Annotated in this window: 27 protein-coding genes and 2 other annotated features; of the genes, 1 reads left to right on the forward strand and 26 read right to left on the reverse strand. The window is 41.8% G+C overall.

Translation table 11 applies throughout. The features are described from left to right. Positions 1-149: 149 nt before the first annotated feature. The 26 genes from FOL01_RS08740 to cysS all read right to left on the reverse strand — a co-directional run bounded on the left by FOL01_RS08740 (position 150) and on the right by cysS (position 24853). The gene (locus tag FOL01_RS08740) at positions 150-1829 is read right to left on the reverse strand and encodes an NAD(P)/FAD-dependent oxidoreductase (protein ID WP_075270265.1); all 1680 of its coding nucleotides are present in this window, start codon (positions 1827-1829) and stop codon (positions 150-152) included. Between the two features lie 270 nt (positions 1830-2099). Then, positions 2100-3044 carry a metal ABC transporter solute-binding protein, Zn/Mn family gene (locus tag FOL01_RS08745; RefSeq protein WP_075270266.1) on the reverse strand — a complete coding sequence of 315 codons (945 nt, stop codon included), beginning with the start codon at positions 3042-3044 and terminating at the stop codon, positions 2100-2102. Continuing rightward, a complete protein-coding gene (locus tag FOL01_RS08750) occupies positions 3028-3888 on the reverse strand; it encodes a metal ABC transporter permease (RefSeq protein WP_075270267.1) in 861 nt (286 codons plus the stop codon). The genes FOL01_RS08745 and FOL01_RS08750 overlap by 17 nt, the downstream gene beginning before the upstream one ends. Before the next feature lies 1 nt (position 3889). Then, positions 3890-4624, reverse strand: coding sequence for a metal ABC transporter ATP-binding protein (locus FOL01_RS08755; RefSeq protein WP_075270268.1), 735 nt, complete (start codon positions 4622-4624; stop codon positions 3890-3892). A 272-nt stretch (positions 4625-4896) separates the two neighbouring features. After that, the gene (locus FOL01_RS08760; protein WP_083603477.1) at positions 4897-5787 is read right to left on the reverse strand and encodes a serine hydrolase; all 891 of its coding nucleotides are present in this window, start codon (positions 5785-5787) and stop codon (positions 4897-4899) included. 200 nt (positions 5788-5987) lie between these two features. Then, positions 5988-6353 (reverse strand): 50S ribosomal protein L7/L12, encoded by a 366-nt coding sequence (gene rplL, locus FOL01_RS08765; protein WP_075270270.1) that lies wholly within the window; start codon positions 6351-6353, stop codon positions 5988-5990. Positions 6354-6443: 90 nt separating this feature from the next. Then, a complete protein-coding gene (gene rplJ / locus FOL01_RS08770; protein ID WP_075270271.1) occupies positions 6444-6947 on the reverse strand; it encodes a 50S ribosomal protein L10 in 504 nt (167 codons plus the stop codon). Positions 6948-6976: 29 nt separating this feature from the next. Next, positions 6977-7104: a sequence feature (ribosomal protein L10 leader region), on the reverse strand. A gap of 67 nt (positions 7105-7171) precedes the next feature. Continuing rightward, entirely contained in the window at positions 7172-7861 is a 690-nt protein-coding gene (gene rplA / locus FOL01_RS08775) for a 50S ribosomal protein L1 (RefSeq protein ID WP_075270272.1), read from the reverse strand. Between the two features lie 96 nt (positions 7862-7957). Then, positions 7958-8383, reverse strand: a complete 426-nt coding sequence (gene rplK, locus FOL01_RS08780) for a 50S ribosomal protein L11 (RefSeq protein ID WP_075270273.1) — start codon at positions 8381-8383, stop codon at positions 7958-7960. 143 nt (positions 8384-8526) lie between these two features. Beyond that, a complete protein-coding gene (gene nusG / locus FOL01_RS08785; protein WP_075270274.1) occupies positions 8527-9081 on the reverse strand; it encodes a transcription termination/antitermination protein NusG in 555 nt (184 codons plus the stop codon). 103 nt (positions 9082-9184) lie between these two features. Then, the gene (secE, locus tag FOL01_RS08790) at positions 9185-9355 is read right to left on the reverse strand and encodes a preprotein translocase subunit SecE (RefSeq protein ID WP_075270275.1); all 171 of its coding nucleotides are present in this window, start codon (positions 9353-9355) and stop codon (positions 9185-9187) included. Between the two features lie 23 nt (positions 9356-9378). Continuing rightward, positions 9379-9528, reverse strand: coding sequence for a 50S ribosomal protein L33 (gene rpmG / locus FOL01_RS08795; RefSeq protein WP_075270276.1), 150 nt, complete (start codon positions 9526-9528; stop codon positions 9379-9381). Between the two features lie 68 nt (positions 9529-9596). Further along, positions 9597-10148 (reverse strand): hypothetical protein, encoded by a 552-nt coding sequence (locus FOL01_RS08800; protein ID WP_075270277.1) that lies wholly within the window; start codon positions 10146-10148, stop codon positions 9597-9599. A 119-nt stretch (positions 10149-10267) separates the two neighbouring features. After that, complete coding sequence (rlmB, locus tag FOL01_RS08805; RefSeq protein ID WP_083603478.1) at positions 10268-11074, reverse strand: 23S rRNA (guanosine(2251)-2'-O)-methyltransferase RlmB; 807 nt, start codon at positions 11072-11074, stop codon at positions 10268-10270. Then, positions 11058-11483 (reverse strand): Mini-ribonuclease 3, encoded by a 426-nt coding sequence (locus tag FOL01_RS08810; RefSeq protein ID WP_075270278.1) that lies wholly within the window; start codon positions 11481-11483, stop codon positions 11058-11060. The genes rlmB and FOL01_RS08810 overlap by 17 nt, the downstream gene beginning before the upstream one ends. Before the next feature lie 53 nt (positions 11484-11536). After that, positions 11537-12157 (reverse strand): orotate phosphoribosyltransferase, encoded by a 621-nt coding sequence (gene pyrE / locus FOL01_RS08815; RefSeq protein ID WP_075270279.1) that lies wholly within the window; start codon positions 12155-12157, stop codon positions 11537-11539. A 3-nt stretch (positions 12158-12160) separates the two neighbouring features. After that, positions 12161-12868, reverse strand: a complete 708-nt coding sequence (gene pyrF / locus FOL01_RS08820) for an orotidine-5'-phosphate decarboxylase (protein ID WP_075270280.1) — start codon at positions 12866-12868, stop codon at positions 12161-12163. After that, positions 12865-13836, reverse strand: a complete 972-nt coding sequence (locus FOL01_RS08825) for a dihydroorotate dehydrogenase (RefSeq protein ID WP_075270281.1) — start codon at positions 13834-13836, stop codon at positions 12865-12867. Before FOL01_RS08825 ends, pyrF begins: the two co-directional genes overlap by 4 nt. 38 nt (positions 13837-13874) lie before the next feature. Beyond that, positions 13875-17051, reverse strand: a complete 3177-nt coding sequence (gene carB, locus FOL01_RS08830) for a carbamoyl-phosphate synthase large subunit (RefSeq protein ID WP_075270282.1) — start codon at positions 17049-17051, stop codon at positions 13875-13877. Continuing rightward, the gene (locus FOL01_RS08835; protein ID WP_075270283.1) at positions 17044-18129 is read right to left on the reverse strand and encodes a carbamoyl phosphate synthase small subunit; all 1086 of its coding nucleotides are present in this window, start codon (positions 18127-18129) and stop codon (positions 17044-17046) included. The genes carB and FOL01_RS08835 overlap by 8 nt, the downstream gene beginning before the upstream one ends. Before the next feature lie 10 nt (positions 18130-18139). Continuing rightward, positions 18140-19417 (reverse strand): dihydroorotase, encoded by a 1278-nt coding sequence (locus tag FOL01_RS08840; RefSeq protein ID WP_075270284.1) that lies wholly within the window; start codon positions 19415-19417, stop codon positions 18140-18142. Beyond that, positions 19398-20321 carry an aspartate carbamoyltransferase catalytic subunit gene (locus FOL01_RS08845; protein ID WP_075270285.1) on the reverse strand — a complete coding sequence of 308 codons (924 nt, stop codon included), beginning with the start codon at positions 20319-20321 and terminating at the stop codon, positions 19398-19400. The genes FOL01_RS08840 and FOL01_RS08845 overlap by 20 nt, the downstream gene beginning before the upstream one ends. Positions 20322-20595: 274 nt before the next feature. Then, positions 20596-21552, reverse strand: coding sequence for a KpsF/GutQ family sugar-phosphate isomerase (locus tag FOL01_RS08850; protein WP_075270286.1), 957 nt, complete (start codon positions 21550-21552; stop codon positions 20596-20598). Next, entirely contained in the window at positions 21536-22387 is an 852-nt protein-coding gene (kdsA, locus tag FOL01_RS08855) for a 3-deoxy-8-phosphooctulonate synthase (RefSeq protein ID WP_075270287.1), read from the reverse strand. The genes FOL01_RS08850 and kdsA overlap by 17 nt, the downstream gene beginning before the upstream one ends. 200 nt (positions 22388-22587) lie before the next feature. Then, positions 22588-23067 (reverse strand): S-ribosylhomocysteine lyase, encoded by a 480-nt coding sequence (locus tag FOL01_RS08860; protein ID WP_075270288.1) that lies wholly within the window; start codon positions 23065-23067, stop codon positions 22588-22590. 80 nt (positions 23068-23147) lie between these two features. Continuing rightward, positions 23148-23360 (reverse strand) — a binding site (T-box leader). A gap of 77 nt (positions 23361-23437) precedes the next feature. After that, entirely contained in the window at positions 23438-24853 is a 1416-nt protein-coding gene (gene cysS, locus FOL01_RS08865) for a cysteine--tRNA ligase (protein ID WP_075270289.1), read from the reverse strand. A 233-nt stretch (positions 24854-25086) separates the two neighbouring features. Here cysS and FOL01_RS08870 point away from each other — a divergent pair, with 233 nt between their 5' ends. Then, the gene (locus tag FOL01_RS08870) at positions 25087-26103 is read left to right on the forward strand and encodes an aldo/keto reductase (RefSeq protein WP_075270290.1); all 1017 of its coding nucleotides are present in this window, start codon (positions 25087-25089) and stop codon (positions 26101-26103) included. Positions 26104-26279 lie beyond the last annotated feature (176 nt).

The following is a 26279-nucleotide window of genomic DNA, read 5'->3' on the forward strand; positions in this document are numbered from 1 at the left end:
TCATTTTCGACCGTAGCAAAGCACAGGACGGGAATGGCGTAAATGGCGTTACGTTGAAGCTTCAGACTTTTGGAACGCGTTTATATATTAAACACAAAAAAGGTTGGGAAATTTATTTTTCCCAACCTTTTATGTTTAACATGTATTAATTATTTACGTAAATCATTGTAACGTGAGTTAGCCTTACCATACCATGATGCCCCTAGTGAGCGCTCTAGGAATGGGGTTACCCAGTAGTCCAAACCAATTGTACGTCCAGCACCGTTCATTAATGCCAATGAAGCAAATGGAATCAACAAGGCAGCTACGGTCACACCAGTACCGGCGAAGACCATTACCAAACCAAAGATAAAGCCGACGAAGGCAGCAATTGATGTTAGTAGTCCAAAGACAAGTAGCCAACCAACAATTGTTGCGATCATACCAGCACCACCACCAAGGGTTGCCCCTAGTGAAATCCAAGTGATTCCCATAACGATACGCAAAGGAACTGACCACAAAACATTACCAACACGTGATGTCCAACCGAAGAATGGGTTACGACCATTTGGTGTCCGGAAGAATTCATCCAATGTGTATTGGAACATGTGGTAACCACTAGTAATTTGCATAAAGAAGTAGAAGTTAATAATGTGCTTAAACATATTTGCAGTAAAGCCAGTGATTGACCAACCGTTCTTACCTAACTTCATGTTACCAATTTGTTGCACAACACCAACTGTGTAGTGTGAACCAATTGACACAGCATAACCTTGGTAGTGTCCCTTGAATTCACGACGTTCACCAGTTTGACCAGTGACATCATAAACAATGTTAGGCACAACCGTGTTGGCAGCTGATTCTCCACCTTCAACAGTTTGTGGTGTCCAACCAGCACGTGGGTTATCAGGATCTGCAAGTGCAGGTTCTTGATAAGCAGCCACATCACCAGCAACATAGATATCTTTTTCGCCTTGGGCACGTGAGTACTCATCAGCTAAGAAACGGCCACCAGGTCCTTGTTGCAAGCCCCACTGAGCACCTTGTGGCTTAGCCTTAACACCGGCTGTCCAAACCAAAGTTTCAGTTGGTACTTCTGTACCATCCTTCAATAGGGCAGCATGTTCCTTAACCTCAACCACACCAGCTGACTTACGTAGCTTGATGCCGTGGTTGATCATGTATTGCTCACCCTTGTCAGCTAGCTTACGATCTGACAACATGTTCAAAATCGTTGGCACAGCTTCGATAACTTCTAGGTGGATTTCTGATTCATCCAAGTTGTTGGCACGAGCCAATTCGCGACGTTGTTCGATCAATTCACCAGCTAATTCAACACCTGTAAATCCTGATCCAACAACAGCAATCGTCAATTTAGCTTGACGTAGTGCTGGATCTGATTCCATTGCACCTTCGCGGATAACTTCTTCGATGTGTGCTCGTAACTTAACAGCTTCCTCAAATGACCATAACGTGTAACCATATTCCTCAACACCTGGTGTACCGAACGTGTTGGTTGTTCCACCAGTTGCAAGAACCAACTTTTCGAACGTGAATTCACCTTCTGAAGTCTTGATTACTTTAGCTTCTTTATCGATATCCTCGACATTAGCTGTAACGATTTTCACATTTGATTGGTGCTTAAATAGCGTTCCCAAATCAAATTGCACGTGCTTTGGTTCAACACGCTTCGTTGCAACTTCATGTAGCTCCGTCATGTAAGTCATAAATGAGTGACGATCAATCAACACGATTTGATAGTCAGTGTTTTTTAGCTTTTTTGCTAATTTACGTGCAGTGAATACGCCGGAAAAGCCTGCCCCTACTACAACGATGTTTTTGCTAGCCATATTAAATCTCCTCAATAAAAAAATCCTACAAAACTAATAAAATTATAAGTCCAAAGATACATTGTATCCTTGAATATTATCTTTGTAAACCTAGTTACCTAGTTTGTTAACTACATTGAACTAAATAACTAAGATCCTCACAATTTCATTATACCAACTTTTAAGGAAAACAATCACAAATAAGTCACAAATATCGTACACTTATTTATTTCAGCAAAAAACACATTAATTAGATTAAAAACCTAAGTAATGTGTTACGAGATTATATATTTATTTTGCTAACATACCATCATGAATTTTGTCGATATTCCACTTAACCATGTCATAGTAAGTATCGCCTTGCGTACCCTTTTTAGCCAATGAATCCGTATAGATTTTTGCATAAATCGGTAGTTTTGTTTCCTTCGATACTTGTTTCATTGACTTAGGCGAAACAGAACTTTCAACAAATAATGACTTCACTTCTGATTGATCAATCTTAGCCAATACTTGTTTCATCTGTTCTGGTGTACCTTGCGCTTCAGTATTAATTTCCCAGATAAAGGCTGGCTTAATATCATATGCTTTTGAGAAGTACTTAAAGGCTCCTTCTGAGGTTACTAGCAAACGTTGCTTTTCTGGAATATCAGCAAACTTACTTTGCGCTTCCTTATGCAACTTTTCTAGCTTTTCTACGTAAGCATCCGTGCGCTTTTGATAGGCTTTCGCATGCTTAGGATCCTTATCTTGCAGGACACTACTAATCATCTTGACGTATTTCACACCATTGCTCAAATCAAGCCAGGCATGAGGATCAGTTTCGTTTTCTTTACCAGACTCTGTCAGATACATTGCTTTAACATGCTTTGAAGCGGCAAAAACTTCTTTTCCATCACGCTTATTAGCCGTCTTCGTCAACTTATTAAACCAACCGCTACCACCAGTTTCCAAGTTCAATCCATTATGGAAAAGGACATCAGCTTCGGTTGCCGCCGCAATATCATTTGTGGTGGGATCATATTCATGCGGATCTGTTCCACGTTTAACAATACTGTACACACGAACATCTTTACCACCAACTTGTTCAACCATATCTTCCAAAATAGAGTTTGTTGTCACAACACGCAACTTCTGGCTTCCGGTTGCTTTTTGCTCACCACGACCATTAACGAACCAGAAGATACCACCACCAACGACCAACAATGCAATAATAAGAATACTAAGCTTTTTTAACATTTTTAACTCCTAATTTAGCAAGGATGCCTTGCTTTGGGGCAATAACAAATGAAATCAAGAATATAATGGCTGCAACCAGTACGATTGCTGGACCAGATGCCCAATTCATCGTATATGAGAGGTACAAACCAACGATTGAGGCAACTGCACCAACACCTGATGACACAAACAACATGTATACCAAGCGGTTCGTCCATAAGAATGCTGTGGCTGCTGGCGTAATCAACATGGCAACGATCAGAATAATACCAACCGTTTGCAAAGCTGATACTGTTACCAACGTCAAAATAATCATCAAACCATAATGAATGATACTTGTGTTTAAACCGTATGACTTAGCAAATACTTCGTCAAAGGAAGTGATTTGAAGTTCTTTAAAGAGTGCAAAAACAAAAACGATTACAATAGCCAACACGACGAATGTTGAAAGCAGGTCAGAATCAGAAACAGCTAAAACATTTCCAAACAAGATATGATGCAAATTCGTTGATGATTCGGCCATTGAAATTAAAATAAATCCTAATGCAAAAAATGCTGAAAAGACAATACCAATTGCCGTATCATTTTTCAACTTACTGTTAGAAGCGACAAAACCAATCAATAACGCAGCAATAACCCCAAAGGTCGTTGCACCAATCATTAGATTAACACCCAACATATAGGCGACAGCAACTCCAGGTAAAACAGAATGTGAAATGGCGTCACCCATTAGTGACATCCCACGTAAAATAATAAAACTACCAATAATTCCTGACATAATCCCCACCATAATGGCGGCCATCAGTGCACTTTGTAAGAAATTATAATGTCCTAAAGCGTGCAAAAATTCTACAATACTTGTCATATTAAGCACCTGCTCCCTTATTGAACAGCACGGCACTTAAGTCAGCTGAAAAGGCGCGCGCCATGTTTTCCTGCGTATATACCGTTGCAACAGGACCATGATCAATGACGCCATGGTTCATGATTAGTAACTCATCAAAATAGGCAGCGACTTTATTTAAGTCGTGGTGCACAACAATAATTGTCTTCCCTGCATCACGCCAGCCACGTAGAACATTCATAATTTCTTCTTCAGATTTCATGTCAATTCCCACAAATGGCTCATCCAAAATAACGACATCCGCTTGTTGAACGATTGCGCGTGCAACAAAGACACGTTGCAATTGCCCACCAGATAGTTCGCCAATCTGACGATTCTTAAACTCAGATAAGTTCACTTGCTTTAAGGCATCAGTTGCAAGTTCCTTTTCTTTTCGACCAGGGCTTTTGAATAATCCTAACTTGCCATACGTACCCGTTAAAACCACCTCAAAAACACTGATGGGAAATGTTAAATCAAGGGCCGCACGCTGTTCGACATACGCAATTTTTTGACGAACACGATTAATGGCTGTCCCATTTAAAGTCGCATTACCCGATCGGCGCACCAATCCAAGTGTCCCCTTGATTAACGTTGACTTACCAGCACCATTGGGCCCGATGATCCCTGTAATCTTTCCCGGGGAAAAGTTGACAGACAAGTCCGTGAAAACTGGTACATTGCTGTAAGCGACAGTTAAGTCGTTGATTTGCAGCATAAATATATCTCCTGTATCATAAAATGTTTTTGTTGTTTTAAAAATATATTTTTTCTTAAAACAACTTATTCATCATAATAAATTTCATAAAACTAATCAATATATTTTCTTAAATGAAAAATAACTGTAATGACATCTCAATTGTGTAAAGGTTTAAAAAAAGAGCGCGACAAAAGTCGTTTTGAAGCTGGTGTGTAACACGTTTACGTCGAACGAGACAAAAAACGGTTGGAACCTTTGTCGTCCCAACCGTTTTTTACCAAATATATTTTTTATTTCGATAACTCGCGATATGCTTGTTTTGATAGTTTTTCAATTAACTTAATGCCGTCTTCTTCTGTCTCGTCACCATTAGTCAAAACAGCTATCACATAGTCTGCTTGTTTATTTTTAACATGGCCGATACTATTGACGACCCAGCCATCATCAAGTGGTAACCAACCATTCTTGACTGATGTTTCAGCATCAGATGGGACGCCGCCGGTAATTCCCCAGCTTTGATTAGATTCAACGTGACTCATTAATTCCTTAGCATATTGCCGTGAGTCATCATTCAACGTATCACTACTATAAAAAAGATTGCGTAACAAAGTGACTTGATCCGGTGCTGTTGTGGTTGAATTACCCCAGGCTGCTGCATCCATTTTTGAATCATTCATTGATAGTGTTTCAAACAACTCATTTGGCGCGGTATAACCACCCATTTGATATAACAGATTTGTTGTTGCATCATTATCACTTTGTTCGATCATCGCTGTCGCCAATGTTTTTTGATTATCTGTCAGTGGCTCATTCGTAGACTCATGTTTACTTAATAAGGTAGCCAGAACAGACACCTTCACAATACTAGCGGTAGAAAAAGTGTCTTGATTGCTTTGTCTTAAGGTGATTATCTTGTCATGTTTTTTATCATAAACGGCAACATCCACATTCGCATTTTCTTCTTTTAGTGTTTTTTGCCATGATTGGGACAGATTCTTTTTATAATTGCCCTGTGTTTTTTTAGGAGTAATCGTTCGCATTATCTCCTCGTGGTGTGGCCATACGATGGCGATAACACCAATGGTCACAATTAACGCGATGGCAATTGATAACCACTTCATCTTTTTCTTTTTTGGGTTTTCTTCACGTGAACGTAACCCGCGCATGTTTTTATTATTCATAATTAATAGTATACGACAAGTTTCTATAAACAGTATTAACTAATTTTCTTAATTTTTTTGCAATTATGACATAAATATTGCTAGATGTCATGTTGTTAGTTATATCAGCTCAAAATAAGTTTATTGTATACAAAAAAGCTACTTGCATATACAAGTAGCTTTCTTTTTATGGTCATCTCTGACCACTTAAACGAATTTAATTACTTAACAGTAACTGAAGCACCAGTTTCTTCAAGCTTTGCCTTCAATTCGTTAGCGTCGTCTTCTGAAAGACCTTCCTTGATAACTGAAGGTGCATCGTCAACAAGACCCTTAGCGTCCTTCAAGCCCAAGCCAGTTGCTTCACGAACTGCCTTGATAACCTTAACCTTAGCAGTACCTGCTGAAGTCAACTCAACGTCGAATTCAGTCTTAGCAGCGGCGTCACCACCAGCTGCACCAGCAGCTGCAACAGGGGCAGCAGCTGAAACACCAAATTCTTCTTCGATAGCTGAAACCAAGTCAGCCAAGTCCATGATCGTAGCTTCCTTTAATGAAGCAATGATTGAATCCTTATCAAATGCCATGATAAATAATCTCCTCTTTATATTTGCGTTTTTTGCAATTTTAATTTTGGGCAATGCCCGGGAATTTAAGACGCGAAACTAAGCGAATGCTTAGGCTTCAGCCTCTTCCTTTGCGTCTGATACAGCTTTAACTGCATAGGCAACGTTGCGGACAGGTGCTTGCAATGTTGACAACAACATTGATAGCAAACCGTCACGGTCTGGTAATGCAGCATACTTATTGATTTCTTCAATAGATGCCATGTTACCATCGATGAATCCACCCTTGATTTCCAAGGCATCGATATCATCAGCGTACTTCTTCAAAACACGGGCAGGTGCGATTGCATCGTCGTTTGAAAAGGCAACGGCTGAAGGACCAGCAAATAGGTCGTTCATATCTGACCAATCAGCAGCTTCAGCAGCGCGAACCAAGACTTTGTTCTTGATAACACGTAGTTCAACGCCTTCTCCACGTAATTCAGCACGCAACTTAGTTGACTCGTCAACAGTCAAGCCACGGACGTCAGCAACAACGGCAGACGTTGCGTTCTTGAACTTGTCGGCAACTTCGGCAACTTGTTGTGCTTTAACAGCAATGGTTGCTTCACTCATGGTATAATGTTCCTCCTGTTTAGATTTTGATTCTTACCAAAAGACCCTCAGTACAAACTGCACCGGGGGTCAAAAGTCGCTTTCGCGTTTTTTCACTTCCTCGGCGGGATATTGAGTCTTTCGACACCTGCGTCTTAGGTAGAATCGATATATTACTCTGACTACTTTAACAGGTAGTCGAGGAAGTGTCAACAAATACTTCTACTATATTTAGAAGGATCTAATTATAGTGAAGAAATGTCGATGTTCACAGCAGGACCAAATGTTGAAGCAATTGATACGTGTTGCACGTATGTTCCCTTAACAGCTGATGGGCGTGAACGCAAGATAACAGAAGCCAATGACTTGATGTTTCCTGCAAGCTTGTCAGCATCGAATGACACCTTACCAACTGGTACAGCAACGTTTCCGTCACGGTCAGTACGGTAAGTAACCTTTCCTGACTTAGCTTCTGAAACGGCCTTAGCTACGTCAAACGTAACAGTACCAGTCTTAGGGTTAGGCATCAAGCCCTTAGGTCCCAAGACACGACCAACACGTCCAACTTGTGCCATCATATCTGGTGTTGCAATAGCAACATCAAAGTCTAACCAGCCACCTTGGATACGTTGTACCAAGTCAGCGGCACCGACAACATCAGCACCAGCTTCTTCAGCTTCTTTAGCCTTATCACCTTGTGCAAAGACCACAACAGTTTGGTCCTTACCAGTACCGTTAGGCAAAACAACGGCACCACGCAATTGTTGATCAGCTTGACGCGTATCAACGTTTAGGTTAAATGCAATTTCAACAGTTGCATCAAACTTGGCAAAGTCAATATCCTTTACCAATGCAGCAGCTTCATCGACAGTGTAAACTTTGTTACTGTCAACCTTTTCAGCAGCTGCCAAATAATTCTTACCATACTTAGCCATGGTAGCTATTCCTCCTTGCAAACGCGGTCAAACGGTCATTGACCTCCCGCTTGATCTTGCTTAGTTTCCTATGCGATCCGTACGTTACTTGTTTAATTAACCTTCAACAGTGAAGCCCATTGAACGAGCAGTACCTTCGATCATGCGAACAGCTGCATCTACATCAGCTGCGTTTAGATCTTGCATCTTAGTTTCTGCAATTTCACGAACTTGTGCTGCAGTAACTGTAGCGACCTTCTTCGTGTTTGGCTCACCAGAACCCTTTTCAGTACCAGCGGCCTTCTTCAAAAGAACAGCTGCTGGAGGAGTCTTAGTGATGAACTCGAATGAACGATCTTCATACACAGTAATAACTACAGGGATCAACAAACCACCTTGATCGGCAGTACGAGCATTAAACTCCTTTGCGAATCCCATGATGTTAACACCAGCTTGACCCAAAGCAGGTCCAACTGGAGGTGCAGGTGTAGCCTTACCGGCTGGAATCTGCAACTTAACAATACTTGAAACTTTCTTAGCCACGATTGTTTCCTCCTTCGTGTTTGTGGTGTAAATGGCGCGTTTCGATTTACGCCTCCCACATATGTGCATAATAACAACACATACTAGATTATAATAACAAAACATCTAGCTTATAGCAAGCTAAGTGTTCAAATTTGTTATATTTATTTAACTGGCTTGATATCGTTAAATGAAATTTGCGTTGGTGTGTCACGACCAAAGATGTTGATCAAGATAGTAACTTCTTGACGTTCATCATCAATCGCTGTAATTTCACCGCCTTGGCCAGCAAAACTACCTGAAACAACATCAACTGAATCACCAACAACGACATCCAAATGTTCGACCTTGCGTTCAACTAAGTTCATGCGAGCAAGCATATCATCAACTTCTTCTGGTAGCAAAGGCACTGGCTTTGAACCACCACCGTGTGAACCTAAGAATCCAGTAACACCTGGTGTATTACGAACAACATACCAAGCTTCGTCAGTCATGATCATTTCAACCAAGGCATAACCTGGAAAATCATTTTCTTTAACAATCTTGGTCTCGCCATCTTTTTCAACTTCGACTTCTTGCTCTGGCACTAATACACGGAAAATATAATCCGTCATACCCATTGTTTCAATACGTGATTCCAAATTTGATTTCACGCGATTTTCATATCCTGCATATGTGTGCAAAACATACCATTGCTTATCGAATGACTCAGTTGCCATGATTGCCTCCTCAGACTGTTTGACGTAAATTTTTGTAAATTAAAAACCCTCTAAAATGAGGGTTTTATCTGCTAATTCATAGCTATAGTATAGCGCATTTTGTTTACTTAGACAACCAAGTAATTCCTTGTTCAAATACCCAGTCAGCGCCACCAAAAATAAGCGCAAAGGCTAATCCGGTAAACACAACGATGGTTGTATTATGGATATTTTCATTAAATGTTGGCCAAGTAACTGTATGCATTTCTTTCATAACACTTGATATAAACTTCATCTGTAAACCTCTGTTCGATGCTCTTACATTGTTTCCCGATGCAATGTGTGATTACCGCAATACTTACAATACTTTTTTACTTGTAAACGTTCAACACGGGTTGGCTTTTTAGCAACCATATAATTTCGTGAACCACAAACACTACATGCTAAAGCGACTTTTTTCTCTGCCATTTGGCGCCACCGCTATTCCTAACTTCTTTTTTAGTATAGTAAATTTTAACACTTTTACTCCCAAACGGCTAGTTGTTTTTCATTTCCAAGCGATAGATCTGACGCCATTTACGTCGAATACCATAGCACCACGAACGTGAACGGTGGATCAGTTGGGCAGCTTCCGCCATACCATAACCTTGCACGAGCAAAAACACCAGTTCGCGCTCTTTACCAGGTAATGTTGCGTACCATTCCATAATAAAAGCCACCAAATTTTGCTGATGAACGGCATACCGTTCGCAAGCGGTTTGAGTTTCATAAGGTGCAATATCATCTTGTAAAGCAGGTACTTGAAAATCTAGTACCTTGTATTCACTGCGCCAAAGCTGGACAACATGGGTTTGCAAGGACTGTTTATAATACAATGTCAATGCTGCCCAAGTTTGATTATGCAATAAGCGTAACGTTTTATGGAGCACGACCCGACATTCATGTTGCCAATCAATCGGCTGCGTGCGCACACGTTGTTGTTGGTAAGTCTTCCAAATCAAACCTTCAAATTCATGTAAGATGGCTTGAAAAGCTACCTCATCCCCCGCTTGGGCTGACAAAATTAAATCTGCTCGTTTATCACGCACCTGATTCACCCTTTCCTTACTAATGTAAGAAAAGCATACGTAAAGGCGAGCAATGTGTCACACTTATGTTAGTCACAGCAAATGCTGACCACCCAAATATGTTGCAAAAACATGGTTTCTTATGCCAATGGGTGACGACTATTATAACCTTGATAAATAAGCAAGCTTGCTGCTACCGAGGCGTTCAAACTTTGCACATGACCAATCATTGGAATGGCTAATGTTTCGTCAACAGACTTTTTCAATAGCGGCGAGATACCTTTACCTTCATTACCAATAATCAAGGCAGTTGCCCCATTAGCATCCCAGCGTCGATAATCCTTACCATTCATATCAGTACCAAATACCCAAACACCGCGTTCTTTCAATTGTTCAACGGTTTGTACCAGGTTGGTAACACGGGCAACGGGAACATGTTCAATTGCACCAGTTGACGTCTTGGCGACAACAGAGGTCAATTGTACCGCCCGGCGCTTAGGAATAATAATCCCGTGAACACCTGCTGCATCAGCAGTTCGCATGATTGACCCCAAGTTATGTGGATCTTCAATTGAATCTAATACCAAGAAAAAAGGCGCTTCATCTTTTTCAGCTGCTTTAGCAAATAACTCGTCAATCGTTGCATATGCATAAGCTGCAATTGATAACACGACTCCTTGATGGTTTTCACCATTAGTTAATTCATCAAGCTTTGCTTTTGGTGCATCTTGCATAACCAAGCCACGTTTTTTCGCTAAGTTCGTTAGTTCATGACGTGCTTTATCTGCCAATCCAGTCTGTAACCAAACTTTGTTGATTTCAGTCTTACCTTTCAACGCCTCGACAGCTGCATGATGTCCATAGACAAATTCAACTTGGTTATCTGCTGTCACCTCAGGTTTTTGTTGCTTGCTACCAACATGTTTTTTATTATTTCGTTGTCCCATGATTAACCGTTCGCCCACTTTCCACTTGTTTATAAATCCATGAAATTAATTCTTCTAAGCGTTCTGTCTGATCACTAGCACCTAAATAACCAAACACTGCTTCAAATCCGGTTGAAATGCGGTAGGTCACAACATCCGTATTTTTAGCCTTGGTATGTGAGTTAGCATTACGTCCACGTTTAAAGTATTTTTGTTCCGTTTCAGTATAAATTCCTTCTGCTTCGATTAACGCATATAATGCTGCATGTGCCTTGGCTGAGACATACTTCTTTGATTCACGTTGTAATTTTGCTGGCTTGGTAATGCCTTTCGCTAATAGGTGACGTCGAATATACACCTCATACACGGCATCGCCATAATAAGCTAAATCCAGCCCATTTAATTGTTCATAATTTATCTTCTCGTTCATGTTTCCTATCATACCATTTTATGCGTAAAAATTGGACATAAACTCATTGACAATTATGCCAGTGTTTGGTGCCAGTCAGCAATCATCGCTAACTCATCATGGGTAATTTCACCAGTTTCTTTTGCAACCTGAATTAAGCTAGAAAAATTAGTTAGCGATGAAAAAGTTGTCACCGCCTGTGAAAAGTTATCCGTGGCTGCTGGTAATTCATAAGAGAAAATAGCAGTGACCCCTAACACTTCACCACCAGCTGCCCGCGTTGCTTTAACAGCGCCCAAGACAGAACCACCGGTCGAAATCAAATCATCAATCAAAACAACCTTTTGACCACTTTGCAATGAACCTTCAATTTGTTTACCAGTCCCATGATCCTTGGGTTGTGCTCGTACATAAATTAATGGTAAGCCCAGTTTTTCAGCAACCCAGGCCGCATGCGGAATCCCCGCGGTCGCAACGCCCCCAATCACCTCAACATCTGGATATTGTTCTTTAATGAGAGTAACCAGACCGTCAATAATCGTTTTACGAGCTGTTGGAAATGAAATAACTTTACGGTTATCCGTATAAATTGGGCTTTTAATCCCTGATGCCCACGTGAATGGGTCATTTGGTTGTAATTTGACGGCATCAATATCTAATAATGCCTGTGCTACCGCTTGTTGATAATTTGTCATTTTTTACCCCTTATGAAATGCTGTCACAACTTGTTCGTATGTTGCTACTGGATCGACTGCTTGTGTAATGGAACGGCCGACAACAATCCCGTTCGCTCCCCTTTGTTGCGCCAGTGTCGGTGTCATCACACGACTCTGATCACCTTGCGCATCTCCTAATAAACGAATTCCTGGCGTAATCGACAAAAATTCGTCACTCGTTGCTTCATGAATAGCCTGCGATTCATAGGCTGAGGAAATAACGCCAGCTAAACCGGCCTGTTGCGCTAATTGTGCCAGATGGATCACAGAATCATTCAAAGAAACCGCAATCTGTTGCGTCGCTTGTAATTCGGCTTCCGTAAATGACGTGAGCTGCGTAATTGCCAAAAGCTTTGGTCCATGGGCAGCAGCCAGGGTCGCTTCTTTAGCTGCGGTCATCATGCGCACACCACCAGCAGCATGCAAGGTTAAATAATCAACGCCTAAACGAGCGATATTTTTTGTCGCCTGCCCGACAGTATGAGGAATGTCATACAATTTTAAGTCGAGAAAGACAATGTAGCCACGCTCTTTCAAGGCCGCTACAAAGGCTGGTCCTTCACGATAGAAAAGTTCCATCCCCACCTTAACCGCCAATTGCTGATCTGCTGGAAATTGATCTAGAAAACGCCAAGCAACTGTCGCTTCAGGAAAATCTAAGGCAATAAAAACTGGGTTCTGCACACTCATGCTTGCTCCTTCTTAATCGCTGTCCATTCATCTTCATTTTCAGGCAAGTCCCGTAAGGCACCAGTGACATCACTCACCTTATCAAAATGATACTTATCTAGTGCCGCTGGTAAAGCATCAATCAACTTAGGTAATCTCAGCTTATCGACGCTATTCATGACGCCGACTTGCACGGCAGAAGCACCGGCCAACATTAGTTCTAAGGCATCATCAATCGATGACACGCCACCAACACCGATGATTGGAATATGGACCACTGAGGCCGCTTCCCAAATCAACTCGACGGCAATTGGATGAATCGCTTCGCCCGACAAACCACCTTTACCACGATACAAACTTGCTGAACGACTTTGCAAATCTAAACTCATTCCCACTAAGGTGTTGACCATCGTCAAACCATCGGCACCTGCATTTTCAGCAGTCACTGCTAGTGGTTTAATGTCAGTCACGTTGGGGGACAACTTGGCATAAATCGGCTTTGACGTAGCTGCGCGCACAGCGCTCACCACTGCATGGATGCCAGTCTCCGTCACGCCAAAGGCCCGCCCGCCTTCATCCACATTGGGGCATGACAGATTCAACTCGATCGCATTAACAGTTGCTATATCGTCAATAATTTTCGCTAGTTGTACGAATTCATCAACGGTTGCCCCTGAAATTGACAACATCTTAGGTAAATCCGGTAATTTGTCGGCTAATTCCGGCAGAAAATCAGCGGTCACAGCATCAATTCCTGGATTAGCTAAACCAACCGAATTTAAGATACCGGCTTTGGTATTTACGATCCAAGGTTGTGGATTCCCTGTCCGTGGGGTCAACGTTGTCGTCTTTAACACCAAAGCCCCTAACTGATTAAGGTCAAAATCGTCCATATGATCGAGCCCGTAATAGAAGGCACCTGACGATGGCATAAATGGATTTTTAAGTGTTAAACCTGGTAAAGAAACGGCGTAGCGTTCATCATTCATGTGCGAATTCTCCTTTATTATTGCCAGTCTTATTGTTGTTATGCCGGGGTAACCGTAAAGGCTTGTGATTCAAGGACACTCAACAAGGCCTTCACGGTATCAAAGGCTGTAAAGAGTGGTACCGCATTCTCAATCGCGGCATTACGAATCAAGCGACTGTCGTTGACTGTGGCCACATCTTGGTGCGTTGAATTAATGACTAACTGTAAATCACCTTGGCTCAATGCCGTTACGGCATTATGCTTCGTTTCACTGATTTTATCTAGCACTTGGACGTTTAAACCATTGTGCATGAAATAATCACCCGTTCCAGCTGTTGCAAACAATTGGAACCCTAGTTCATTAAAACGCTTTGCTAATGCCAAAGCCTCAACCTTATCTTCATCAGCAATGGTAAACAACACATTTCCTTCATGTGGAATCTTAATATTTGAAGCGACAAAGGCTTTGTAAAGAGCCTTTTCGAAGGTCTTATCTGAACCCATGACTTCACCCGTTGATTTCATCTCAGGTCCTAATAGTGAATCTACCGCTGGTAACTTGGTGAATGAGAAGATTGGTGACTTGACGTGAACCATCTTTGACTCAGGAACCAAGCCAGTTTCAAAGCCCATGTCAGCCAACTTTTCCCCTAGCATGACGCGTGTGGCTAATTGTGCCAATTTCAAGTGCGTTACTTTTGAAATAAACGGTACTGTTCTTGATGCACGTGGGTTAACTTCGATCACATAAGCTGTGTCTTCATGAATCACAAATTGCACATTCATCAAGCCAATCGTATCCAAACTCTTAGCTAATGCGATTGATGCAGTGGTGATTTCTTGCTTCACTTTGTCAGACAATGTTTGCGTTGGATAAACCGACATTGAATCACCTGAATGGACCCCAGCACGCTCAATGTGTTCCGTAATTCCTGGAATAACCACCGTTTCACCATCAGAAAGTACATCGACTTCGGCTTCAGAGCCGACCAAATATGAGTCGATTAGTACGGGATGATCATGCGAAACTTGGACCGCCCGTCCCATATAATCTTGTAGTTCAACCTCATTATTCACGATTTCCATGGCACGACCACCTAAGACGTACGATGGACGGACCAACACTGGATAACCAACTTCTTCAGCAGCGTGCAAAGCTTCGCCAATCGTTGTTGCAGTTTTACCCATTGGTTGTGCTAGGGCTAATTGCTTGATCACTTGATCGAACTCTTCACGATCCTCGGCACGATTCAAGTTAGCCACACTAGTTCCTAAGATATTCACACCTGCATTAGCCAACGGTTCTGCTAAGTTAATGGCAGTTTGACCACCGAATTGCACAACGACCCCGATTGGTTGCTCCAAATTAATCACATTGCGCACATCTTCCAAAGTTAATGGCTCGAAATACAACTTATCTGAAACCGAGAAGTCCGTTGAAACCGTTTCAGGATTAGAATTCATAATAATTGCTTCATAACCAGCGGCTTGAATAGCCTTGACCGCATGGACAGTGGCATAGTCAAACTCGACACCTTGACCGATACGGATAGGTCCTGAACCAAGCACCAACACGCTTTGTTTATCAGTGACAACTGATTCACTCTGCTCTTCATAAGTTGCATAGTAGTAAGGTGTTTGTGACGCAAATTCGGCTGCCACCGTATCAACCATTTTATAAACGGGTTGAATGGCTGCATCTTCCCGTAACGATGTAACATCAGCAGCTGACCATTGCCAGATATCTGCGATGGTCTGATCGGCAAAACCATTTTGCTTGGCTTGTTGTAATGCTTGTTCCTCGCCAACATGTTGTGCCAGATTTTCTTCAATTTCAATGAGATGGAGCACCTTATCCAAGAAGAAGTAATCAATCTTCGTCCGGTTATGGATTTCATCTATTGAAACACCCCGACGTAGTAATTCACCAATCATGAACAAACGATCATCACGTGCGGGCATCAAGTCATTTAACAACTTTTCAGTTGAAATCTCGGCAAAGTTAAGATCACGCAGACCAATGGCGCCAATTTCTAATGAACGGACCGCCTTATTCATGGCTTCTTCAATATTGCGACCAATAGCCATGACTTCACCAGTGGCCTTCATTTGTGTACCTAAATGACGGTCAGCGGTTGCGAATTTGTCAAATGGCCAACGTGGAATTTTGACGACCACATAGTCCAAGGCTGGTTCAAAAGCCGCCTTCGTCGTCCCGGTAACCGGATTGATAATTTCGTCCAATGTCAAACCAACTGCTATTTTTGCCGCCATCTTGGCAATTGGGTAACCCGTTGCTTTTGAGGCCAAAGCAGATGAACGTGACACACGTGGATTAACTTCGATAATATCGTAGTTAAACGAATTTGGATCCAAGGCCATTTGAATGTTGACCCCACCTTCGATTTTCAAAGCTCGAATAATCTTCAAGGCTGCGTCACGCATCATTTGCAATTCACGGTCAGACAAAGTTTGGACTGGGGCCACCACAATTGAATCACCCGTGTGAACACCGACTGGGTCAAAGTTTTCCATTGAAGCCACAATCAAAGCATTGTCAGCTGCATCACGCATAACTTCAAATTCAATTTCCTTGTATCCGGCGATTGATTGCTCAATCAACACCTGGGTAACCGGTGACAGCTCTAAGCCATTTGCCGCGATTGCTTTTAATTCTTCTTCGTCATTGGCAATTCCGCCACCAGTACCACCTAAGGTATAAGCTGGTCGCACAATAACCGGGTAGCCACTTGTCTCAGCAAACGACAAAGCTTGTTCAACCGTAACTGCAATCATTGATTCAGGAACTGGTTCGTTTAGGCGAGTCATTAGGTTTTTAAAGGCTTCGCGATCCTCAGCCTCTTCAATCGCTGATAATTTTGTTCCTAATAAGATAATGCCTAATTCGTCCAAAATACCTGTTTCAGCCAGTTGCTTGGCCATGTTCAAACCAGTTTGACCACCCAAGGTTGGCAAGATGGCATCAGGACGTTCCTTGCGCAGAATTCGTGATAAAAACTCTAATGATAATGGCTCAATATAAACCTCATCGGCGATTTCACTATCTGTCATAATCGTGGCGGGATTTGAGTTCACCAAAACGACCTCGTAGCCCTCTTCTTTTAGTGACATCGCAGCTTGGGTACCTGAATAATCAAATTCAGCTGCTTGGCCGATAATAATCGGACCTGAACCAATTACTAAAATTTTATGAATATCTGTACGTTTAGGCATGTTGCATTTGTCCTTTCTTAGTGGCGACGATCATTTCTAGGAAGTCATCAAATAAATATTCAGCGTCATGGGGACCAGGTGCTGCATCCGGATGGAATTGCACTGAAAAAGCAGGTCGATTTTTTAATTGCAATCCTTCAACAGTGTGATCATTAATTTCCTCATGGGTAATTTCTAAATCGGTTCCAACGATTGATTCAGCCGCAACCGCATAACCATGATTTTGTGAGGTAAAATCAATTTGATCCTTCACTAAATTACGAACTGCATGATTGAAACCACGATGACCAAACTTTAATTTGTAGGTTTCAGCCCCGTTAGCCAGCGCGAATAATTGATGTCCCAAACAAATACCCATTAGAGGCAAAGTTTCTTGTAGTTCACGAATAACTGGTAAAATATGCGCCACTGCCTCTGGATTTCCTGGCCCATTTGACAGCATGACCCCATCTGGTGCCATGTCCAAAATCGTTTGTGCCTCAACATCAGCCGGGAAAACCATCACGTTAACACCACGTTTTGCTAATGAACGTAAAATCGAATTTTTCAAACCGAAGTCGATCAAAGCAATTGATAAACCTTCAGTAGGATTGACATAGGTTGTTTTCGTCGTCATTGCAGCCACTTCGTTGATATCTGCTTGAATATCTTGGAGCTTCGCAACCGTATCCGCCTGAATTTCGTCAACAAGGGCCGCCTTCATGACACCATGTTCACGAATTTCCTTAGTCAACGCACGCGTATCAACATTGGTAATCCCTGGTAAATCCATTTTTTCAGCCCATTCGGCAATCGACATTTGTTGGCGCCAATTTGATGGGCGCCGCGCAATTTCATGAGCCACAATTGCCGTTGCAGTTGGCTTTAGTGATTCATAATCATCACGATTAATTCCATAGTTACCAATTAGTGGATAAGTAAAGGTCAATATTTGACCAAAATAAGAAATGTCCGTCAATGATTCTTGATAACCGGTCATCCCTGTATTAAAAACAATCTCTCCTTCCACAACTTTCTCTGAACCAAAACCTTCACCGGTATAAATTGAACCATTTTCTAAAACAAGATAGCGTTGCATATTTACCCCCTTATGCTTCGTAAGCAACCTGACCGTTGACTAATGTTAATACTGTTTGTCCATAAACCGTCGCACCGATAAACGGTGTATTGACCCCCTTTGAAAGGAATTCATCTGCTGTAATCGTATGGGCATGAGCGATATCAAATAATGCTAAATCTGCTGGTGCCCCAACCGTTAACTCGCTTTGTCCGGGTAAGTTAAATGCCACTCGTGGTTGAACAACCATCCATTGTAGTAATTGTTCTAGTGTGGCAATACCTGATTTCACGAAATGCGTGTACATCAATTGGAAACTCGTCTCAATCCCCGTAATACCAAAGGCAGCACCAATGAATGAGCGTTGTTTTTCTGCCAAACTATGTGGCGCATGATCTGTTGCGACCATATCGATCGTGCCATCTAGCAAGCCTGCAATAACAGCTTGACGGTCGGTTGGCGTGCGCAATGGCGGATTCATCTTAAAGTAGGCATTATCACCAGTAATATCCGTTTCATCAAGTAACAAATGGTGTGGTGACACTTCAGCCGTTACCTGTACACCTTGAGACTTAGCAAATCGAACTAAGTCCACTGATTCCTTCGTTGAGATATGCGCCACATGATAGTGGACCCCAGTTGCTTTGGCAATTACCAAATCTCGTGCCAACTGCGATGACTCGGATAGTGGATCAATCCCTGGTAAGCCCAATTCTTTTGAGCGCTTGCCCAGATTCATCACACCACCATTCACAAGTGATTCATCTTCAACATGGGCAACTAATGGTCGCTTAACCTTAGCGGCTGCTTGCATGGCAGTTAACATCGTAGCGGCCGTTTGAACACCTTTACCATCATTCGTAAAGGCAATGGCGCCATCTGCAGCTAAGGTCTCCATGTCACTGACATCAGCTGATGTCAGTCCTTCTGAAATCGCTGCATACTGATAAATATGCACCCGGCCATTTGCTTCATTATTGGCTTTAATTTGTGTAAACGCAGCTGGCGTTGCTGGTACCGGATCAAGATTTGGCATTGCTAGCACCGTCGTAAACCCACCACGAGCTGCTGCCTGGGAACCAGTCGCCACCGTTTCTTTATAGGCAAACCCAGGCTCACGGAAATGCACATGGACATCCACCAACCCCGGTGTCAACAAAGCACCTTGCGCCTCAATTGTGCGTGTGGCTGGTGTTGTGATTTCGTCGGCAATTTCAACGATTTTTCCTTCACTGATTAAGACATCTTGCAGTTTCAATTCATTATCATGTACTAATAAATGCGCCTGTTTAATTAGTAATCGTGTCATAGCTTTTCTCCTCAATCATTGCACTTAAGATTGCCATTCTGGCGTACACCCCATTAGCCATTTGCGTGAATATCCGCGCTTTATCAGCTTCAACTAAGTCATCGGCGATTTCAACACCACGGTTCACTGGTGCGGGGTGCATAATAATCGCATCATCTTTTAACTGGTTATACCGTTCATGAGTCAAGCCAAACTGTTCGTGATATTCATCGATTGAAAATTTTTGATTTTCGTCGGCTGCCAAGCGTTCATGTTGTACGCGTAGTAACATCAGCACATCAATGTCGTTTAAATCTTCATCGATAGCTTGATAATTACCATATTGATCAAAATCTGTTGGATACCAGTCTGCCGGTCCGGCAAAACTAACCGTCGCTCCTAACCGGTTTAAAATTTCGGCATTTGAGCGTGCGACTCGTGAATGTGATAAATCACCGACGATTCGGATATGCAAGCCTTCAAAGTAACCAAACTGTTCATAAATCGTCATCAAATCCAAGAGACTCTGTGACGGATGCTGCCCATTACCATCCCCCGCATTGACTAGCTTTGGCATCAGTGGTGACTGTTCCTCAATAAGCGGCCGATACCAATCATTGATACTGTGGCGTAACACCACGACATCCACACCAATGGCGCCAAGCGTCTTTAACGTATCGCTTAAGCTTTCCCCCTTTTGTGTGGAACTCGTTGCTGGATTGATGTTAATTGTCGACCAGCCTAATTTACTTTCAGCCATTTGAAAGCTGCTAGCAGTACGTGTTGAATTTTCAAAAAATAGATTAGCGACATGTTGCGTCATTTGTGGTAAACCTTTCTCACCATTTTTATAGGCTAAACTAGCCACGATGAGTGAAGTAATTGCTTGTGTAGATAACTGATTCAAATTCACAAAGTTCCGCATGATAATCTCCTTATTGATTACACAAAAAAAGCCTTAGGAATCCAGTGGGTTCCTAAGGCTTGTCATTCAATTAATCATACAGTTATCCCTGTTAAGGTACTGTTTACCAATCAACGTCACCCTTGATAGTCTCACTGGACTACACTTAAAAGGTATTAATGATTGGTAATAATATAGCACGGTTACATACTTTAGTAAACAGTTTAACTATTTCCATTGTTTTATTAAAACGTTTAATGTATTGGCGTTAACGTATAAAATAATTTTAATTTATTTATTCATCAAGAACATCATGAATCGTAATAATCCCAACAACCTCACCTGCCTCTTCAACAACTAAGTTGGAGATATTATGTGACGCCATTTTCTTCCAAGCAGAACTATTACGCTTATTGGCATCGATGCTAACGAACCCTTCGGTCATATAATCTGCTGCCGTTGATTTTTTAACCATTGGTACCTGTAGCATTTTCTTACGGATATCGCCATCAGTCACGATACCAACCACATTGTCATCATCATCTTTGACCAACGTCATCCCAACACTAAAATCACTGATCCGATAAATCACATCATTGATTGGGGTATGGATGCGGACATACGGAATTTTTGTATGCATCACATTCTTAACGCGCTGCAACAACAACTTTCCAATCGAACCTCCCGGATGATACAAAGCAAAGTCATCACGTGTAAATTCTTTTTCTTTTTGAACAGCAATCAATAATGCATCACCAACCACTAAGGTTGCCGTCGTTGAACTAGTTGGGGCTAATTTCGTTGTGTCTGCTTCAACAGCCACATCAACAATTAGCGGATAACTGGAATTTTGGGCCAAAGTTGATTCAGGAGCTCCCGTTAGCGCCACCGTTTTTAATTCATCATCGAAAATCTGTCGCAGGGCAAAGAACGTCTGCAGCACCTCTTGGGTTTCACCACTATTAGAGACAAAGAAAACCAAATCATCTGCTGATACGCGTCCCAAATCACCGTGAAAGGCATTTCCCGCATCAATAAAGAAACTGGCAACCCCAATTGATGAAAACGAAGCTGCAATCTTTTCAGCAATAATCCCTGATTTTCCAATAGCAATAAAAATTAAACGACCAGTAGTCTCTAATACGGCGTCCACTACTTGGTCGAAACTTTCGTCCAGTTCATCACGTACCTTCTCTAAAGCCGTAATTTCAGTATTGAACGTCTCTTTTGCATCATTATAGTAAGTCTTCATCTGCATACACCGCCTTATTCTCAAGATGTTGATGGAATAATCGATTAGCTTCTTCTAAAATAGGTCGTGCCTTTGATAGATATAATTGACTATCCTGATCTGAGATAGCCTTGGGTGGATTTGGATGCACTTCGGCAAAGATACCATCAATCCCAATTGATAACGCTGCGCGCAATAATGGGAAAACATAGTCACGATTACCACCTGAATGATTACCATAACCACTTGGAATCTGTACTGAATGCGTTGCATCAAAGATAACTGGATAATCGGTTTGACGCATTTGAATCAAGCTCGTCATGTCAACAACTAGTTGATGATAACCGAACATCGTACCTCGTTCAGTCACCAGGATATGTTCATTCTGAGAAGCGACCTTGTTGACGGCACTTTGAATATCTTCGGGAGCCATAAACTGGGCCTTCTTAATATTAACGACCCGTCCCGTCTTAGCAGCCGCCAATAGCAAATCAGTTTGACGACTTAAAAATGCTGGAATCTGCAAAACATCTGCTACCTCAGCAACCGGTGCACATTGATATGATTCATGCACATCAGTCACGATGGGTACATGATAATTTTCCTTAATTTGACGTAAGACCTCAAGTCCTGCTTCCATACCAGATCCACGATCTGATGAAATCGAACTACGATTAGCCTTATCAAATGATGACTTAAAAACATAATTAATGCCTAATTCGTCAGTTATTTCTTTTAATCCCTCAACGACCTCGGCACAAGTTTCATAAGATTCTATGGCACATGGTCCTGCTAGTAAAGTTAAACGATCGTCCTTAAAGCCGTACTCATGAAATACATCACTAATTTTTGGCATATTCTTCTCCCCCGTTCTTAACTAGTGCATCTAAAATTAAAGAATTTTAATTTTTATGTATTATAGCCTGTCTTCATATTTTTTGCACCTCTTAACACTCAGCGGGAGCTTGTTACTAAAATCAAAAAACTGGTCAACCCTTATTAAATAAAGGGTTGACCAGTTTATAAATTTAATGACCACATCGTGGCATTTTTCACTTAGGCTTCGACGACATGACGTACATATGGATCATCTGAGAAACCTTGTTCAAGAATAATTTTTGACCATTCTTTAGCTGAATGTAGACTGTGATCCTTGTAGTTACCACATTCTTTAGCAACCGTTGCTGGGACATCATCCCAAGTGATGTCATCACGAATCTTACGCAAGACACGTGTAAAGGTTTCAGCAACCTGCGTTGGCGTGTAATCTACCCAGCTAATAATGTGGAATCCAGTACGACAACCAAATGGTGAAATATCAATAATACCATCTAGTTCATCACGTACCAGGCTGGCAAATAAGTGCTCTAATGTGTGAACCCCAGCCGTTTCCATAGCGGTCTCGTTTGGCTGTGTCAAACGCAAATCATAATTTACAATTTGTCCCCCATTTGGACCTTGTTGTGTCTCAATCTTACGCACGTAAGGTGCCTTTACCTTTGTATGATCCAATGTAAAGCTTTCAACTTCTGCCATGTTTAAATCCCTCCTATATGTTTCTTTTCCCTATATCTGCATTATAACAACTAACAAAAACGTCCCGCAATCATTTCTGATTACGGGACGTCACCACGTGTTACCACCCGAGTTCGATAAGCCGCCGCTTATCCTCTAAACGTTATAACGAGCGTCCCCGAATGACACTAGCGATTTTGTTCATGTCATTATGACTCCGAGACCATCTTCTAGCAACGTCATTACTAGTTTTCACCAACCACTAGCTCTCTCAAAACGACTAATCACTATACTCATCTCTTCTATGTCGATACGCTTATCCTAAATCTTCCAGTAAATTGTGTCAACAGTAAAATTAAAACTCTCTCATTTTAAATCGCTTCAGAATGCCTTACTGACGATGCCACCGTGTACCTTGTGGTGTATCTTCCAAAATAATACCTTGTTCAGCTAACAAATCACGAATCTCATCTGAACGCGCAAAATTCTTATTGGCACGTGCATCATCACGTTCTTTAATCAGCGTTTCAATATCATCATCCAATAATTCATCTTCTGATAAACTATCAACACCAAAAACACCCATTAATGTCGCAATTTTATCCAAGATAAAGTTAACGGTATCCTGATAAACGACTTCAGCAGACGTATACTGGTTGGCTAAATCAACTAAGCCATAGATAGCAGTTAATGCATTCGGCGCATTAAAATCATCATCCATTGCCGCATTGAATTGGTCAACTAATTCAGTGGCGGCTGCATCAACGGTCGTTTCATCCCCAGCAATCGCATCAGCCAGACGGAACTCTAGATTACGATAACCGGTACGAATCCGATCCAAATTATTGGCTGCCTGCGTCATATTATTATCTGAGTATGCAATAGACCGACGATATTGCGTGGTTGCCATAAAGAAACGCAAGACCGCTGGATCATCGATTTGTTGCAATAAATCATGGACAGTTACGAAATTACCCAAAGACTTCGACATCTTTTCGTTTTCATCACCAACCGTCACAAAACCATTGTGCAACCACTTATTAACAAATTGTTCACCCGTATGGACTTCACTTTGGGCAATTTCATTTGTATGGTGTGGAAACGCTAAATCAATCCCACCACCATGGATATCAAAGTGGTTACCTAAGTATTTCGTTGACATCACTGAGCATTCAATGTGCCAGCCGGGCCGACCTTTACCCCATGGTGAATCCCAAGCAATGGCCCCATCACCATGCTCACCTTTCCAGACTGCAAAGTCCATCGGATCCTCTTTGCGTGTTAGTTCTTCATCATCCAATCGGCCAGCTGCATTAGATGTCATTTCGTCTAGGTCCTGATGAGCTAGAGCACCATAATTTTTAAACTTTTTCGCACGATAATAAACATCCCCAGCTGATTCATACGCATAACCTTTTGCAATCAAATCGACGACAAAATCAATAATCTCTGGAATATGCTCCGTTGCCCGTGGGCGCACGGTTGCCGGCTTAATGTTTAATGCTGCCGTATCTTCATTGAAAGCAGCAATATATTTATCAGCTAACTCAGGAACCGTAATACCTTGTTCAGCCGCTGCCTTAATCATTTTGTCATCAACATCCGTAAAGTTGGAAACATAGTTCACTTGATAACCACGATACTCAAAATAACGGCGGATAGTATCAAACGCAATAGCAGAACGCGCATTACCAATATGAATATAGTTATAGACGGTGGGTCCACAGACGTACATATTGATTGTGTCATCATGTATTGGGTGGAATGGTTCTTTTTCCAACGTCATCGTATTGAACATTTTAATCATATTCGCGTCCCTCTCTCTTAAAAAAATATCATTTTCATATGGTCTACATAAATACTTCAACTACTATGCGAGCTCACACCCATATTTTACCATAAATTCATTACCTGCTTGAATACGGATTCAATAAGCCACGACAGCTATTTTTATGTCCCTAATTTGGATAAATAACCGATAACAGTTACAATTAGCTTTGAAAACTATTTCACGCACTACTAATAGGGGGAAGATGCAATATGTATCAAGCAAATGAACAGCGATATGACAACATGGTTTACAACCGTGTTGGTAAGAGTGGTTTGAAATTATCAGCATTTGGATTAGGCTTGTGGCACAACTTTGGTAGTGTCGATCCAATTGAAAGCCAACAAGCAATTATTCATCAAGCATTTGACTTGGGAATTACCTATTTTGACTTAGCAAATAATTACGGTCCCGTACCAGGTAGTGCTGAAAAAAATTTCGGTGAGATCATGGCCCACGATATGCATGCCTATCGTGATGAGCTCGTGATTGCTAGTAAAGCTGGTTACGAAATGTGGGATGGCCCATATGGTAACTGGGGATCAAAGAAGAGTATCATTGCCAGCGCTGACCAAAGTTTGCGTCGTCTTCAGCTAGACTATGTTGATATTTTTTATTCACATCGCCCAGATCCTGAGACACCAGTTGAAGAAACTGCTTTGGCCCTTGACCAGCTGGTTCGTTCAGGAAAAACATTATACATTGGTATTTCTAACTACTCAGGCGCACAAACTAAGGCAATCATTGACGTCTTCAAGGAACTAAAGACACCATTTATTGTGCATCAACCTCGTTACAATATGTTTAATCGCCAAATTGAGAGTGACTTACTCCCAGTACTACGTGAAGAAGGCAAAGCCGCCGCTGTGTTTAGTCCGCTTTCACAAGGATTATTAACGGATAAGTACCTAAATGGTGTCCCTAAAAATTCTCGTGCGGCCAAGTCTACGAGTCCTTTCTTACACCCACACCAAGTAGAAGCAACAATTAAAACAGTGCAACAATTAAACGAAGTTGCCCAGCAACGTGGACAAACTTTGGCTGAGATGGCCCTCGCTTGGAACTTACGCGAGCCAGAAATCGCTAGTGTGATTATTGGTGCCAGCCGACCACAACAATTGGTCGATAACGTCAAAGCACTAGACAATTTATCATTTAGTACTGAAGAATTAACGAAAATCGATGACATTTTGAATCAACAACCAGCTATTGATTGGAAAAAAGATTAGCGTGTGACAAAAGTTGTTTTGAAGCTAGTGTGTAACAATGGTTGTGTTATTTTGACTCGTAGCGAAGCGAAGAGGCGGAATTTCACAACTGTTGTTACATTGAAGCTTCAGACTTTTGGAGCACGTTTGGGAAGAGTGTGAACAAAAACGTTTTGAAGCTGGTGTGTCACGCAATA

Source organism: Weissella thailandensis (genome assembly GCF_001932615.1).
In the GTDB taxonomy this organism is placed as follows: Bacteria; Bacillota; Bacilli; order Lactobacillales; family Lactobacillaceae; genus Weissella; species Weissella thailandensis.

Excerpts from the sequence above, each read along its gene's own strand:
- FOL01_RS08755 (WP_075270268.1), bottom strand. The coding sequence starts at position 4,624 with ATGCTGCAAATCAACGACTTAACTGTCGCTTACAGCAATGTACCAGTT.
- FOL01_RS08835 (WP_075270283.1), bottom strand. The coding sequence starts at position 18,129 with ATGCAACGCTATCTTGTTTTAGAAAATGGTTCAATTTATACCGGTGAA.
- FOL01_RS08750 (WP_075270267.1), bottom strand. The coding sequence starts at position 3,888 with ATGACAAGTATTGTAGAATTTTTGCACGCTTTAGGACATTATAATTTC.
- secE (WP_075270275.1), bottom strand. The coding sequence starts at position 9,355 with ATGAAGTTTATATCAAGTGTTATGAAAGAAATGCATACAGTTACTTGG.
- FOL01_RS08740 (WP_075270265.1), bottom strand. The coding sequence starts at position 1,829 with ATGGCTAGCAAAAACATCGTTGTAGTAGGGGCAGGCTTTTCCGGCGTA.
- FOL01_RS08870 (WP_075270290.1), top strand. The coding sequence starts at position 25,087 with ATGTATCAAGCAAATGAACAGCGATATGACAACATGGTTTACAACCGT.
- nusG (WP_075270274.1), bottom strand. The coding sequence starts at position 9,081 with ATGGCAACTGAGTCATTCGATAAGCAATGGTATGTTTTGCACACATAT.
- kdsA (WP_075270287.1), bottom strand. The coding sequence starts at position 22,387 with ATGCCAAAAATTAGTGATGTATTTCATGAGTACGGCTTTAAGGACGAT.
- rplJ (WP_075270271.1), bottom strand. The coding sequence starts at position 6,947 with ATGAGTGAAGCAACCATTGCTGTTAAAGCACAACAAGTTGCCGAAGTT.
- cysS (WP_075270289.1), bottom strand. The coding sequence starts at position 24,853 with ATGATTAAAATGTTCAATACGATGACGTTGGAAAAAGAACCATTCCAC.
- pyrE (WP_075270279.1), bottom strand. The coding sequence starts at position 12,157 with ATGACAAATTATCAACAAGCGGTAGCACAGGCATTATTAGATATTGAT.
- rlmB (WP_083603478.1), bottom strand. The coding sequence starts at position 11,074 with ATGGGACAACGAAATAATAAAAAACATGTTGGTAGCAAGCAACAAAAA.
- rplA (WP_075270272.1), bottom strand. The coding sequence starts at position 7,861 with ATGGCTAAGTATGGTAAGAATTATTTGGCAGCTGCTGAAAAGGTTGAC.
- FOL01_RS08745 (WP_075270266.1), bottom strand. The coding sequence starts at position 3,044 with ATGTTAAAAAAGCTTAGTATTCTTATTATTGCATTGTTGGTCGTTGGT.
- FOL01_RS08760 (WP_083603477.1), bottom strand. The coding sequence starts at position 5,787 with ATGAATAATAAAAACATGCGCGGGTTACGTTCACGTGAAGAAAACCCA.
- FOL01_RS08850 (WP_075270286.1), bottom strand. The coding sequence starts at position 21,552 with ATGAAGACTTACTATAATGATGCAAAAGAGACGTTCAATACTGAAATT.
- FOL01_RS08840 (WP_075270284.1), bottom strand. The coding sequence starts at position 19,417 with ATGACACGATTACTAATTAAACAGGCGCATTTATTAGTACATGATAAT.
- FOL01_RS08845 (WP_075270285.1), bottom strand. The coding sequence starts at position 20,321 with ATGCGGAACTTTGTGAATTTGAATCAGTTATCTACACAAGCAATTACT.
- rpmG (WP_075270276.1), bottom strand. The coding sequence starts at position 9,528 with ATGGCAGAGAAAAAAGTCGCTTTAGCATGTAGTGTTTGTGGTTCACGA.
- FOL01_RS08810 (WP_075270278.1), bottom strand. The coding sequence starts at position 11,483 with ATGAACGAGAAGATAAATTATGAACAATTAAATGGGCTGGATTTAGCT.
- FOL01_RS08860 (WP_075270288.1), bottom strand. The coding sequence starts at position 23,067 with ATGGCAGAAGTTGAAAGCTTTACATTGGATCATACAAAGGTAAAGGCA.
- carB (WP_075270282.1), bottom strand. The coding sequence starts at position 17,051 with ATGCCTAAACGTACAGATATTCATAAAATTTTAGTAATTGGTTCAGGT.
- rplL (WP_075270270.1), bottom strand. The coding sequence starts at position 6,353 with ATGGCATTTGATAAGGATTCAATCATTGCTTCATTAAAGGAAGCTACG.
- pyrF (WP_075270280.1), bottom strand. The coding sequence starts at position 12,868 with ATGAGTGTGCAGAACCCAGTTTTTATTGCCTTAGATTTTCCTGAAGCG.
- FOL01_RS08825 (WP_075270281.1), bottom strand. The coding sequence starts at position 13,836 with ATGAATGATGAACGCTACGCCGTTTCTTTACCAGGTTTAACACTTAAA.